The sequence below is a fragment of the Gordonia sp. SL306 genome (assembly GCF_026625785.1).
GTDB lineage: Bacteria > Actinomycetota > Actinomycetes > Mycobacteriales > Mycobacteriaceae > Gordonia.
Window position 1 is genome coordinate 2,049,150 of record NZ_CP113063.1, and the last position, 12,912, is coordinate 2,062,061.

Below are 12,912 nucleotides of genomic sequence, written 5' to 3' on the forward strand. Positions count from 1 at the left end.
GCAACTCGGCGACCCGGCGGCGATCAGCGGCCCGGTCGCGTCCGCGTTGTCAGCCCGGCGTGGCGGGCTGCTGCGCTCAGCACGTCGATGAGCATCTCCGGCGTCAGACGTCCGGTGAACGTATTGTGTTGGCTCACATGGTAACTACCAAAGATCTCCAGTTCGCGATCACCACGATGGATGGTCGTGCGGGCGCCGTGGGCGAACTTCGGCTTCGGCCGCTCGACGATCCAGCCGAGCTCGCCGAAGGCGCGCAACGCGGACTGCCAACCGAACGCCCCGAGCACCACCACCGAGCGCAGAGTGGGCAACAGCAGGTCGACCTCGGCGTCGAGCCAGTGCGCGCACCGATCCCGTTCGGTCACCGTCGGTTTGTTCTGGGGAGGGGCACACCGGACCGGCGCGGTCATCCGCACCCCGAACAACTCCATGCCGTCGTCGGCGGACACCGCGGTCGGTTGGTTCGCCAGGCCGACGTCGTACAGGGCACGGAACAGGACATCGCCACTCTGATCGCCGGTGAACATCCGACCCGTGCGATTGGCACCATGCGCGGCAGGCGCCAACCCGAGGATCATCACCCGCGCGTCGACGGGACCGAAGCCGGGAACCGGTCGGCCCCAGTAGGTCTGATCGACGAACGCCGCTCGCTTCTCGCGCGCCACCTGCTCTCGCCACTCGACCAGCCGTGGACACGCGCGACATTCGACGAGCTCGTCGTCGAGCGCCGCCATGCTGCGATAACCCACACCTCACGGTAGCGCCCCCGAGACGCCTTCAGTCCAATACGCGGCATCGATCGCGGGTCCGATCGACCGCGAACCAGCCACGCTCGAACTGCTGCCACCGTTCCAGCTCGGTCCGTGATTCCTCACCGTCACGGGCAACCGCGCGTTCCAGCCGCTCCTCGGCGGGACCGCCGTCGAGCCAGAGCGAGTAGGTGAGCCGCTCGGCGATCCTGCGTCGCGCCGACGACACGCCCTCGATGATCAGCAACGGTTCCCATCGCAGCCACACCCGACGCCCCACCTCGGGAACCCCGCCGCGCCAGACCCGGGGCCGGTAGTGGTAGTCGTGCCGACGGATGAAGGCATGCAGCACATCGGTTTCCAGCTCCGGCCACCAGGCGACCGGGTTGTCCCAGGTGGCGAAGTCGTCGGTGCGGATGAGTTGGACACCGGTGCCCCGCTCGCGGAGTCGGGCCACCAGGGCATCGGCGACCGTGGATTTGCCTGCCCCCGACGGCCCGTCGATCGCGACGATTCCCGATATCAGCTCACCTGCCAGCTCGTCCAGGTGCGCCTCGACGGCGGGCGACGACGGTCCGGAGATGTCCACGGTGTCGAGGATATCCATCACTCGCCGTGGGCGTCGTCGGCCTCGCGGCCTGGCCGGAGTGTGATCGCGGTCAGGCCAACGCCCGACGTCCCGACAACGCGCGACCGAGGGTCAGCTCATCGGCGAACTCGAGGTCGCCGCCCATCGGGAGCCCGGAGGCGAGTCGGGTGACCGACAACCCCGGGAAGTCCTTGAGCATGCGCAGGAGGTAGGTCGCCGTGGCCTCACCCTCAGTGTTGGGGTCCGTCGCCACGATCACCTCGCTGACGTCGACACCGTCCTCCTGATTGGCCAGCCGACGCAGGAGTTCACGGATCCGCAGCTGATCGGGTCCGATCCCCGACAACGGGTCCAGTGCCCCGCCCAGGACGTGGTACCTGCCGTTGAACTCCTTGGTGCGCTCGATGGCGTGCACATCCTTGGGTTCCTCGACGACGCAGATCTTCGTGGCGTCGCGACGTGCATCCGAACAGATCCGGCACAGTCGGTTCGCCGAGACGTTTCCGCACTCGGCGCAGAACGTGACGTCGTCACGCACCCGGCCGAGCGCCGCGATCAGCCGATCGATCTCGTTGTTCTCCACGCCCAACAGGTGGAAGGCGATTCGCTGGGCACCCTTCGGGCCGAGTCCTGGTTGTTTGGCCAGCTCGTCGATCAGGTCCTGAATGGGTCCCTCGTACATGACGGCCTAGCCGAGACCGGGCAGACCGCCGCCGAGCCCGCCGGCGAGTGGTCCCATCTTCTCCTGCGTCAGCGCCTCGCGCTTGGACGCGAGGTCGGCGAGCGCACCGAGGACGAGGTCCTGGAGGGTGTCCACGTCCTCGGGATCGACGACCTTGGGATCGATGGCCACCCCGGTGACCTCACCGGTGCCATTACCCGTCACCGTCACCAGGCCGTTTCCTGCCGATCCGGTGACCTCGGCGGCCGCGATCTCGTTCTGCGCGGCCAGCAGCTGCTCCTGCATCTGCTGCGCTTGCGCGAGCAGCCCGGCCATCGGGTTGTCGCCGCCGGCGTTGTCGCCGCCGCCGAAGAGTGCGCTGGGGTCGAATGGTTGAGTCACGGGCTCCAGAGTAATCGCCGGGTCAGCGCAGGAGCCGATCGACATGCTCGGCGAGCTCCTCGACGGTGACGCCGTGACCGGGGGTGACGACGAACGAGATCACATCGTCACCGAACAGTCTGCCTGCTCGCCTGGTCAGAGCGAATTCGAACCGGTCGTCGATCCTCCGCCACTCGGTGATCGCACCGTAGATCGGGGCGCTGGCGCCCGTGGTCACGCAGTATTCGTCAGACCTCGGCCCGCCCACCAGGTCACGCTGGATCTGAAAACATGCCATGGACTCGTCGTCGATGAAGACGATGGCCTCGCACCCCAGATCGGTGTGCCGCTCGTATGTCGCCTGAATGGCCATGGGCTCAGGGTAGCCACAACGCCGTCAGCCGATCGGGTCGGTGACCGTCCGCCGGGAGACGAAGTGCCGTTTCTCCCCGCTCAGCGGGTCGACGAAACGCAACGTCTGCGCGACCAACCGCAACGGCTCGGAGAAGTCGCCGTGATCGGGTCGCGCAGCGAGCTCCGGACGGACGTCCGGATAGAGCGGATCCCCGACGATCCCGACACCGAGCTGTGCCATGTGCAGCCGGAGCTGATGTGTGCGCCCGGTGAACGGTCGTAGGTCGTACACCCCACCTGCGCCGACCTGCTCGACCAAGGTGATGTCGCTGATCGCGTTGACCTCACCTGCGATGACGCGTGCTCGCAGGTCACCCGCGGTCTTCTCGATCCGGTTGGCGACGGTGGTCGTGATCTCCAGATCGGCGCGGACGGGCGCCAGCGCCCGATACTCCTTGATGGCCAGCCGTTCGGCGAACAATGCCTGGTAGGCCGCCCGCACCTCGGGCCGGAGCGTGAACAGGAGTACGCCCGCGGTCAGCCGGTCGAGACGGTGCGCGGGGGACACCAGATCGGTCCCGAGCTCCCTGCGCAACCTCACGAGCGCGGTCTGGGTGACGTGGCGCCCACGCGGCATGGTGGCGAGGAAATGCGGCTTGTCGACGACGACGATGTTGTCGTCGGCGTACAGGATCGGCAGGTCGAACGGGATGTCCGGCTCCTCGGGCACGTCCCGGTAGAGGTAGACCGACGTGTTGAGACGAGCGGGCACGTCGAGACCGATCGGCCGACCGTCGGCATCGACGATCTCGCCGAGCGCCGCCCGGGCCGCCAGATCGTCGAGGGTGACGCCGGTCAACGAAGGTGTCGCGAGCAGACACTCGCCGACGGTTCGCTCCGGACCGGCCCGCAGCACCACACGCGTGGCATCGACCCCGTCGCGCGGCGGCAGCGGCGCGACGGGCCCTCGACGTCGTCGGCGGGTCAGTTCTCCAGACGCTTCTTGAGATTGCCCAGCAGCTCCGCCTGGATGCGGTTGAGCCCCTTGGGCGCGAAGGTCTTCTCGAAGAACCCGCCGATCCCGCCGGCACCGGTCCAGGTGGTCGTGGTGGTCACCGAACTGCCCGAACCGGACTTCGCGACTGTGTAGGTGGTCACCATCGACGAGTTCTCGTCGTTCTCGGTGACGGTGTCGGGCACCACCGAGACGGTGGCCTTGACGTCACGCTGACGTTTCTCGGTGGCCTGCAGGATCCAGTGCACCACCGTTCCCTCACCGTTTCCGCCGCTGATCACGGCATAGTCGCGGTACTGCGAGGGCAGGATCGCCGGGCGCACCTCGTTGTAGTCGGCGAGTGCGGCGACCACGGCATCCGGGGTGGCGGCGATGTCGATCGACTGCGTTGCGGAAACCTGACCCACGGCGGGCACTCCTTAGAACTGATTGGCGGGGGGCAAACTCACGACCTAGGCTATCCAAGTGAACTCTGACCGGTTGGAGATGGGGGCGCAGGGATTCGACCAGGGTGTCGCAACCCTCCTGAAGAGCTACCGCGACATCCCGCCCGGTGCGACCGTCCGGTTGGCGAAGAAGACATCGAACCTGTTCCGCAAGCGCGCCGAGAACCCGCATCCCGGCCTCGACGTCTCTGGCCTCGACCGGGTGATCTCGGTGGATCGGGATGCGAAGACGGCCGACGTCGCCGGCATGTGTACCTACGAGAACCTGGTCGCGGCGACCTTGCCCTACGGGCTGGCGCCCAAGGTGGTCCCGCAGTTGAAGACCATCACCCTCGGGGGTGCGGTCACCGGACTCGGGATCGAGAGCACGTCGTTTCGCAACGGTCTGCCACACGAGTCGGTGCTCGAGATCGACGTCCTGACCGGCGACGGTGAGATCATCACCGCCACCCCCACCAACGAGCATGCCGATCTCTTCTTCGGATTCCCCAATTCCTATGGCACGCTGGGCTATTCGGTCCGGCTGAAGATCGAGCTGGAGTCCGTGCAGCCGTATGTGGCGCTGCGTCACGTCCGGTTCGACCGGATCGAGGACCTTCAGTCGGCGATGGCCGCGATCATCGCAGACGGTTCGTATCGCGGCGAACGGGTGGACTACCTCGACGGCGTGGTGTTCACCGCCGACGAGTCGTATCTGACCCTGGGACGTCAGACCGACGAGCCCGGACCCGTCAGTGACTACACCGGGATGGACATCTTCTACCGGTCCATCCAGGAGCGGAATTCAGACCGCCTCACCATCCACGACTACCTGTGGCGATGGGACACCGACTGGTTCTGGTGCTCACGCGCCTTCGGTGCCCAGAATCCGCGGGTCCGCCGATTCTGGCCCAAGAAGCTACTGCGCAGCAGCTTCTATTGGAAACTCATCGCCCTCGACCACCGGTACAACATCGGCGACAAGCTCAGTGCCCGCAAGGGCGAGCCGCCGAACGAGCGGGTGGTCCAGGACATCGAGGTGCCGATCGAGAACACCACGGCATACGTGGAGTGGTTCCTCGACAATATTCCGATCGAACCGATCTGGTTGTGCCCGTTGCGACTCCGGGAGCCCGCCGTCAGCGGTTCGGATCCGGTCCGGCCCTGGCCGCTGTATCCGCTCGAACCACGGCGGACGTATGTGAACATCGGCTTCTGGTCGGCAGTGCCCGTCACCCCGGGCGATCCCGGGCACACCAATAAGCTCATCGAACGGAAGGTGGCCGACCTCGACGGCCACAAGTCCCTCTATTCGGAATCCTTCTACTCCCCCGACGAGTTCGACGAACTCTACGGGGGCGAGAATTATCGGCTGCTCAAGAAGCGGTACGACCCACGAGGCCGTCTGCTGGATCTGTATGCGAAAGCGGTGAAACGACAATGACGACATTCAAGGACAGCCCCCTACACGCCGGTGGTGACGCGGCGTCGACGGGCAGGATGACCCTGGCGCAGATCTTCGAATCGTTGATGGGTGGCGACCTCACGATACGCATCACCGCCTACGACGGCAGTGCGGCCGGTCCCGAAAACGCGGAATTCGGGCTCAACCTCAAGTCCTCCCGCGGCACCACCTACCTCGTCACCGCCCCCGGCGACCTCGGACTGGCCCGCGCCTACATCGCCGGCGATCTCGAACTCGTCGGAGCGCACCCGGGCGACCCCTACGGGGCACTGCGTGCCCTGGCGGCCGATCTGCACTTCAGTCGGCCCTCCCCGCTCGTCCTCGCGAACATCGCCCGCTCACTGGGCATCGAGCACTTCAAGCCGATCGCACCACCGCCACAGGAGGCTCTGCCGCGCTGGCGTCGCTTCGCCGAAGGCCTGCGACACAGCAAGGCTCGCGACGCCGAGGTGATCCACCATCATTACGATGTCTCGAACACCTTCTACGAGTGGGTGCTCGGGCCGTCGATGACCTACACGTGTGCGGTGTACCCCGAACTCGAGGCGTCGCTCGAGGCAGCTCAGGAGAACAAGTATCGGCTCATCTTCAACAAGCTGCGACTCAAGCCCGGCGACCGTCTCCTCGACATCGGCTGCGGCTGGGGCGGAATGGTCCGCTACGCCGCACACCGGGGAGTGAAGGTCATCGGGGCGACCCTCTCCGCCGAGCAGGCTCAGTGGGCGCAGCAGGCCATCATCGACGAAGGGCTGTCGGACCTGGCCGAGGTCCGGCACAGCGACTACCGCGACGTCACCGAGACCGGCTTCGACGCTGTCTCGTCCATCGGCCTGACCGAGCACATCGGAGTCGCCAACTACCCCGCGTATTTCAAGTTCATCCGGGACCGGCTACGGGTCGGCGGAATGCTGTTGAACCACTGCATCACCCGACCGGACAACCTCAAGAACGGGCGGGCGGGCTCGTTCATCGACCGTTACGTGTTCCCCGACGGCGAGCTCACCGGGTCCGGCAAGATCATCTCCAAGCTGCAGGACATCGGCGGCATGGAGGTCGTGCACGAGGAGAACTTCCGCGACCACTACGCGATGACGCTGCGCGACTGGAACAGAAACCTGCTCGAGCACTGGGACGAAGCCGTCGACGAGGTCGGTGAGGGAACCGCCCGCCTCTGGGGCCTCTACATGGCGGGCTGCCGGATCGGCTTCGAACGCGACATCATCCAGCTCCATCACGTGCTCGCGACCAAGCTGGACGACAAGGGTGGGAACGACCTGCCGTTGCGCCCCTGGTGGAACGCCTGAGCCCCTGACCGGCTCCCGCCCGGGCGCACAGTCCCGCCCCCGCCGACAGCAACCGAGATCCCGCCGACAGCAACCTGTTTTGCGCCGACAGCAACCGGCTCGACGCAATGTCAGGTTGCTCTCGGCGGGATTTCCGTTGCTCTCGGCGGGATTTCCGTTGCTCTCGGCGGAACTCCCCACACGTCGAGACCGCTCGAGAGCCACCTTCACTCGAGGGGGCGGGCTCCCAGCTCCGACTTGAGCAACTCCAGCGCGATCTGATCGGGATCGAGGCGGCGCTCCGGCGGCCCCGAGTGTGCGTCGGCGACCATCTCGTCGCGCTCCGCGTCGGTGATCTCCTCGTCCGGCCGTGGCGGCTCGGGCTCCTCGGGTTCGGGAGCGTGTTCCGGTGGCGGAGTGGCGGACTGTGACTGGTCACGTCCTCGACTCGGCCGCGAGTAGGCGGGCCGTTTCGGTGCCGGCCGCGACGGCTCGCGGTCGCCGGCGCCCCGCGGAGGCTGCGCCTGGACGGTCGGCCCGGACGCGTGGACGCATCGTGCATCCATTCCCGGGCCAAACACCCGCTGGACCGCGGCGCGGAGATTACCCGCGTGTTCGTTGCTCAACCGGCCGACGAGCATCTCGGTGGTGTGGCCGAACACGATGGTCTGCCCGTCGACCCCCTGAATGGACGCGCCGGAGAGCATGACCTCCAGGACGGGGGTGATACCGCGAGCCGTTTCGCGGATCTCCGGCCATCGTGCCTCGACGTCGGCGACGGCGAGCCCCGGGGCTGCTTGCGGCTCTTCGGGATCCGAGTCGTCGGCGGCAGCAGCGGCCGCGTCGTCATCGTAGGGCGGGGCGGCGTCGGCGGCCGGGTCGTCGGTCGGCTCATCGGGGAGCGGGATGTCGTCGTCGGTGGCGGACGTCGACGACAGCTCGGGAGCCGGTGGTTGCGGAGCTGTCGGCGTCGGGGCAACCGGCGGCGAATCCGGCTGCGCAGGCGCCGATTCCTGTACCACCGGCTCGGGTTCCCGTTCGGCGGGCACCCGCGCAGGCGGTTGCGGCGACGTCGGGTTGCCACCGCCGCGCGGTGCGGTCGGCTGGGGAACCGGCGGCGGATTCGACGACGGCCGCTGCGCGGGTTCGTCGACCGCTGCTGGGGGAACTTCCGGAACCTGCTCCACCACAGGCTCTTCGGCCGGTGCGCTCGCCTCGGCGGCTGGTTGCTCGACAGCCTTGCGCTGAGACGGACGCACGTACTTGGGCGCCGACTCGGACTCGGCCGTCCCGCCGGGCGCTTGTGCGCCGCCGGTGGCGGACGCGGCCGCTCCGGGCGTCGACGACACGCTCGTCGTCACGACGCCGGACTCGAGACGTTCGAGTCGGTGCAGAAGTGCCGCATCCTCCGTCGATGCCGCCGGGAGCAACATCCGGGCGCACATCACCTCCAGTAGCAGCCGGGGCGAGGTGGTACCGCGCATCTCGCCGAGCGCGGCATGCACGATCTCGGCGAACCGGGTCAGCGCCGCCGGGCCGAGGATCTCGATCTGGGACTGCATGCGCTGCAACTGATCACCGGGGGCCTCGACGAGTCCACGATCAGCTGCATCCGGAACTGCCTGCAGCAGAATGAGATCACGTAGCCGTTCGAGGAGGTCGACGGCGAACCGACGTGGATCGTGGCCCGCATCGACCACTTTCTCCACCGCGCCGAACAACCGCGAGCCGTCGGCATCCGCGAGTGCGTCGATCGCCTCGTCGATGAGCGCGATGTCGGTGACACCCAACAATGCGAGCGCACGGTCGTAGGTGACCCCTTCGTCACCCGCCCCGGCGAGAAGCTGGTCGAGGATGCTCAGCGAATCGCGCGGCGAGCCACCACCGGCCCGGATGACCAGTGGATAGACGTCGGGCGCGACCGTCACGTTCTCGTTCGCACAGATCTTCTCGAGCAGGCCACGCATCACCGGTGGCGCGAGCAGGCGGAACGGATAATGGTGCGTCCGTGAGCGAATGGTGGGGAGCACCTTCTCCGGCTCGGTGGTCGCGAACACGAAGATCAGATGTTCCGGCGGCTCCTCGACGATCTTGAGCAGCGCGTTGAATCCCGCATTCGTGACCATGTGCGCCTCGTCCACGATGAACACGCGGTACCGGGATTCCGATGGCGCATAGAAGGCGCGGTCACGCAGTTCTCGGGTGTCGTCGACGCCGCCGTGGCTGGCCGCGTCGAGTTCGATCACGTCGAGATTGCCGGCTCCGCCCGGCGCCAGCGCCTGGCACGAGTCACACACGCCACACGGCGTCGACGTCGGACCCTGCACACAGTTCAGAGAACGGGCCAGGATGCGGGCCGATGACGTCTTGCCGCATCCGCGGGGGCCGGAGAAGAGATAGGCGTGGTTGATCCGCCCCGAGTCGAGCGCGTGACTCAACGGATCGGTGACGTGCTCCTGGCCCACGACGTCGGCGAAGGTAGCCGGGCGATAGGTGCGATACAGAGCCACGTGACGAGACTACCGGCGATCGCCGACAGCCGAACCCGCTCCCCCACCCTGTCCACACCCAATCGTCGCGATCAGGGATGCCATGAGCATCACGGTCGCGGTTGCCACTGTTCGATGTCGTATTCGTCCGCTTCCGGGACACCCCGAGGTCGGCTTTCCCTGACAGGTATGTCGTCGGTTGCGGTCGGGTCATTTCCCAGGACCACGGGACGAGGCGTGACAAGTGCCGGATCTGTGTCGGACACCGCGTTCTCGCGCCGTCGGAACACCACGATCGTCGCGATGGCCGTCACCAAGAACACGGCGTTGTACGGGTAGTAGGTGAACCACGTCAGCCACCCGATGCCGGTCTTGAAGAACAGCCCGATCAGGTAGGCGTCGGGCACCGTCCGGTTCACGAACCAGATCGGATGCGCCAGGTAGCTCCGCCAGGAGAATGCCACCAGGATCAGGCCGATGAGCCCCGCCGCGATCAGGACGTAGGTCCTCAGGCGACGGCCCGGAGTCATCAGCATGTGGAACCCGATCACCACCAGCGGGACGAACCACACCCAGTGATGTCCCCAGGACATGGGTGAGATCGCGCAACCGCTCATCCCGACGGTGGTGATCGCGAGCAGTTCCTGACCGTGCCGGTGCGCCAGCACGGCCGCATACATCCCCAGAGCCAGGGCGGCGACGACGAAGGCCAGCCAGAGGAAACCGTTCGGGTCGTCGCTGTGCAGGAGGTTCGCGAGCAGGCCACGGACCGACTGGTTACCCGGCGTCTGGGGTGCCCCGACGCGGTCGGAATCGAACAGTTTGCCCGTCCAGTACGACCACGATTCCCGCGGCAACGCCACGAAGCCGACAACGGCCGTGCCGACGAATCCGGCGACCACACCGCCGACTGCGCGCCATTGACGCAGCAGTGCCAGATAGACGACGAAGATCAGCGGTGTCAGCTTGATCCCGGCGGCGATGCCCGTGCCGACACCGTAGAGGCGACTGCGTTCCGGGCGGGCCAGGTCGGCGACGATGATCAGCAACAGGAAGACGTTGATCTGCCCGTACCAGATCGTCGTGCGGACGGGTTCCAGCAGCAAGACCACCGTCACCAGCGACATCCCGATACAGCGCAGCGGCCATGTCGCCTGACGCCCAAGGCTTTTGAAGCTCAGCATGACGATCAGATAGAGCGCGACAAAGATCCCCGCGGTCCAGATGATCCGCGCCGCCTCGAACGACACCCAGGTGAACGGCGCGAACAAGAAGATCGAGATGGGCGTGTACGTGTAGTCCATCTGCCCGAGGAACTTGGCGTCGTAGAGGTGTCCGCCGGTGAGCACCGTCCGGGCACCGTCGAGGTAGACCTGGAGATCGAGCTGGTTGTCGAAGAGTCCCCAGAACGGGGTGTTCAGGGGCACCACCACGTCCTGCAGCCAGATCGCGAGAAGCCCGACGAGCACGAATCCGACGGCGACCAGCGCCGACCGGTGGGTCCTCACGCTCTGCGGACGGTCACGGGCACGAGTCCGGTCAGGATTCGCGCGACGCCAAGAGGGTCTCCGAAGCTGCCAGCAGCACGCAGGTCGCTACGCCGTCCATGGCTGTTCGGAGATCATCTGTGGAAGGGAACGTCGGTGCCAGTCGGATGTTGCGGTCGAACGGATCTTCCTTGTAGGGGTACGTCGACCCAGCTGCAGTCAGCGCGATACCCGCCTGCTTCGCGAGTTCGATGGTGCGGCGAGCAGTCCCGTCGATGACATCGAGGCTGATGAAGTAGCCGCCCTCCGGCTCCGACCACGCGGCGACCTTCGAGTCGGCGAGGCGATCGGCGAGGATGTCGAGCACCAGCCGGAACTTCGGGGCCAGGAGTTCCCGATGTCGGGCCATGTGCGCCCGCACGCCGTCGGCGTCGCCGAAGAACTTCGCGTGCCGGAGCTGATTGACCTTGTCCGGGCCGATCGTCTTGAACGCGAGGTGACGGCTGAACCAGTCGACATTCGCCTTCGACGAGCCGAAGAACGACACCCCGGCACCGGCGAAGGTGATCTTCGACGTCGAGCCGAGCACGTAGACGCGATTGGGGTTGCCTGCCTCGGCCGCCATCTCGATCACCGGCAGGGGCGTCGGCGGTGTCTCGACGAGGGTGTGCACCGCGTAGGCGTTGTCCCAATAGATGCGGAAGTCGTCGGCGGCGGGCATCTCCAGCAGACCGCGTGTCACGTCTTCGGTGAACGTCACGCCGGTCGGGTTGGAGTAGGTCGGTACGGCCCAGAGTCCCTTGATGCTGGGATCGGCCGCGGTGAGCGCGGCGCAGGCGTCGACGTCGGGACCGTTCGGCAGCATCGGCACCGGGATCATCTCGATGCCGTAGCTCTCGGTGATCGCGAAATGCCGGTCGTAGCCGGGTGCCGGGCACAGGAACTTGACGGGCCCCGATCCCCAGGGCTGCGCGGAATCGGGGTTGCCGTTCAGGAGCGAGAACACCGTGAGGTCGTGCATCAGCTCGAGGCTGGAGTTTCCGAACGCGATCAGGTTCGCCGGGTCGACGGCGAGCAGTTCGCCGAAGATCTCGCGGAGCTCCGGGAGGCCGGCCAGACCGCCGTAATTGCGGGTGTCGGTTCCCGCGGCGTCGCGGTATTCGGTCCCCGGCAGCGCCAGGAGCTCGTTCGAGAGGTCGAGTTGCTCGGGCGCGGGCTTGCCGCGGGTGAGGTCCAGTTTCAGGCCTGCCGCACACAGTGCGTCGTAGAGATTCTGCAGTTCGGACTTGGTTTCGCGGAGCTGGTCGGCACTCAACGAGTGGTAGTTCAACGCAGGGACCTCTCCAGTGACACCGGCGTGGGTTGGCGGTGGCGCTCCAAGCGGATGATTGTGTTTATGGGGACCCCGCGCACCCGAGAGAGCCCGTTGACCCTTGCTGCCTTCCGGCCCTGGGGGAGTTCACAGGATGCACGCCGCGCGGGATCCGCCGTCAAGTGTAGCGGGCGGTCGGGGCGGATCGACAATCCGGTGGTCGACAACCGCGCTCACCGGCCCTGACGCACAAAGACCTCATCACCGGCCAGGGACCTTTCACGCGCGGAAGGTCGCTGATCACAGGTGAGGTCTCGGCCGTCGTCGAGGTCGTCGTCGAGCCGGCCATCGCGCCCGGTTTTGGGCCAGCAGCCCCTCGGCCGCTATCATCCCTGACGGAGGATTCGCCTAGTGGCCTATGGCGCTCGCCTGGAACGCGGGTTGGGTTAACAGCCCTCAGGGGTTCGAATCCCCTATCCTCCGCCACACGAGATCCGTGGCCGTTCTCCTCGCTCGCCGGTGAGAATGGCTGCGGATCTTTCGTCTCTGCGGGTTCGGGTGGTGCGATCACCACAAGACCGCGTGCGATCAGCAAAAACCGCGCCTGATCGGCACACATCTGTGCCGACCGGCGCGGTGGAAGTTTGGACAAGACCGGGGGTTTCTGTAATCACCCCGGCCTCTGGTTCAACAAGCGAGTTA

General features: G+C 66.6%; 12 protein-coding genes, 1 tRNA gene and 1 other RNA gene. 3 read left to right on the plus strand and 11 right to left on the minus strand.

All coding sequences use genetic code 11. The features are described 5' to 3' along the window. Nucleotides 1-23: 23 nt before the first annotated feature. Genes OVA31_RS09390 through OVA31_RS09420 form a run of 7 tightly spaced genes read right to left on the minus strand, consistent with a single transcriptional unit; the run spans nt 24 to nt 4,156 of the window. The gene (locus OVA31_RS09390) at nt 24-734 is read right to left on the minus strand and encodes a uracil-DNA glycosylase (protein ID WP_267631466.1); all 711 of its coding nucleotides are present in this window, start codon (nt 732-734) and stop codon (nt 24-26) included. A 43-nt stretch (nt 735-777) separates the two neighbouring features. Further along, a complete protein-coding gene (locus OVA31_RS09395) occupies nt 778-1,356 on the minus strand; it encodes a uridine kinase family protein (protein ID WP_267630799.1) in 579 nt (192 codons plus the stop codon). A gap of 52 nt (nt 1,357-1,408) precedes the next feature. Beyond that, nucleotides 1,409-2,020, minus strand: coding sequence for a recombination mediator RecR (gene recR / locus OVA31_RS09400; RefSeq protein WP_164310358.1), 612 nt, complete (start codon nt 2,018-2,020; stop codon nt 1,409-1,411). 6 nt (nt 2,021-2,026) lie between these two features. Further along, a complete protein-coding gene (locus OVA31_RS09405) occupies nt 2,027-2,446 on the minus strand; it encodes a YbaB/EbfC family nucleoid-associated protein (protein ID WP_267630800.1) in 420 nt (139 codons plus the stop codon). Beyond that, nucleotides 2,424-2,753 (minus strand): hypothetical protein, encoded by a 330-nt coding sequence (locus OVA31_RS09410; protein ID WP_267630801.1) that lies wholly within the window; start codon nt 2,751-2,753, stop codon nt 2,424-2,426. The genes OVA31_RS09405 and OVA31_RS09410 overlap by 23 nt, the downstream gene beginning before the upstream one ends. A gap of 24 nt (nt 2,754-2,777) precedes the next feature. After that, a complete protein-coding gene (locus OVA31_RS09415; RefSeq protein ID WP_420714203.1) occupies nt 2,778-3,686 on the minus strand; it encodes a pseudouridine synthase in 909 nt (302 codons plus the stop codon). A gap of 32 nt (nt 3,687-3,718) precedes the next feature. Continuing rightward, the gene (locus tag OVA31_RS09420; protein ID WP_267630803.1) at nt 3,719-4,156 is read right to left on the minus strand and encodes an SRPBCC family protein; all 438 of its coding nucleotides are present in this window, start codon (nt 4,154-4,156) and stop codon (nt 3,719-3,721) included. 79 nt (nt 4,157-4,235) lie between these two features. On the opposite strand from OVA31_RS09420, the gene OVA31_RS09425 reads away from it, so the two are divergent. After that, nucleotides 4,236-5,618, plus strand: a complete 1,383-nt coding sequence (locus tag OVA31_RS09425) for an FAD-binding oxidoreductase (RefSeq protein ID WP_267631467.1) — start codon at nt 4,236-4,238, stop codon at nt 5,616-5,618. Then, a complete protein-coding gene (locus tag OVA31_RS09430; protein ID WP_267630804.1) occupies nt 5,615-6,943 on the plus strand; it encodes a class I SAM-dependent methyltransferase in 1,329 nt (442 codons plus the stop codon). The genes OVA31_RS09425 and OVA31_RS09430 overlap by 4 nt, the downstream gene beginning before the upstream one ends. A 206-nt stretch (nt 6,944-7,149) precedes the next feature. On the opposite strand, the gene OVA31_RS09435 is transcribed toward OVA31_RS09430, so the two are convergent. The 4 genes from OVA31_RS09435 to ffs all read right to left on the minus strand — a co-directional run bounded on the left by OVA31_RS09435 (nt 7,150) and on the right by ffs (nt 12,387). Continuing rightward, the gene (locus tag OVA31_RS09435; protein ID WP_267630805.1) at nt 7,150-9,432 is read right to left on the minus strand and encodes a DNA polymerase III subunit gamma and tau; all 2,283 of its coding nucleotides are present in this window, start codon (nt 9,430-9,432) and stop codon (nt 7,150-7,152) included. A gap of 89 nt (nt 9,433-9,521) precedes the next feature. Further along, nucleotides 9,522-10,919, minus strand: coding sequence for a glycosyltransferase 87 family protein (locus OVA31_RS09440; protein ID WP_267630806.1), 1,398 nt, complete (start codon nt 10,917-10,919; stop codon nt 9,522-9,524). Between the two features lie 31 nt (nt 10,920-10,950). Further along, nucleotides 10,951-12,228: an aminotransferase class I/II-fold pyridoxal phosphate-dependent enzyme gene (locus OVA31_RS09445; protein ID WP_267630807.1), complete on the minus strand. Its 1,278-nt coding sequence runs from the start codon at nt 12,226-12,228 to the stop codon at nt 10,951-10,953. A gap of 64 nt (nt 12,229-12,292) precedes the next feature. Further along, nucleotides 12,293-12,387: signal recognition particle sRNA small type (ffs, locus tag OVA31_RS09450), an RNA gene on the minus strand. Between the two features lie 220 nt (nt 12,388-12,607). On the opposite strand from ffs, the gene OVA31_RS09455 reads away from it, so the two are divergent. Beyond that, a tRNA-Ser gene (locus tag OVA31_RS09455) sits at nt 12,608-12,696 on the plus strand. Nucleotides 12,697-12,912: the final 216 nt, after the last annotated feature.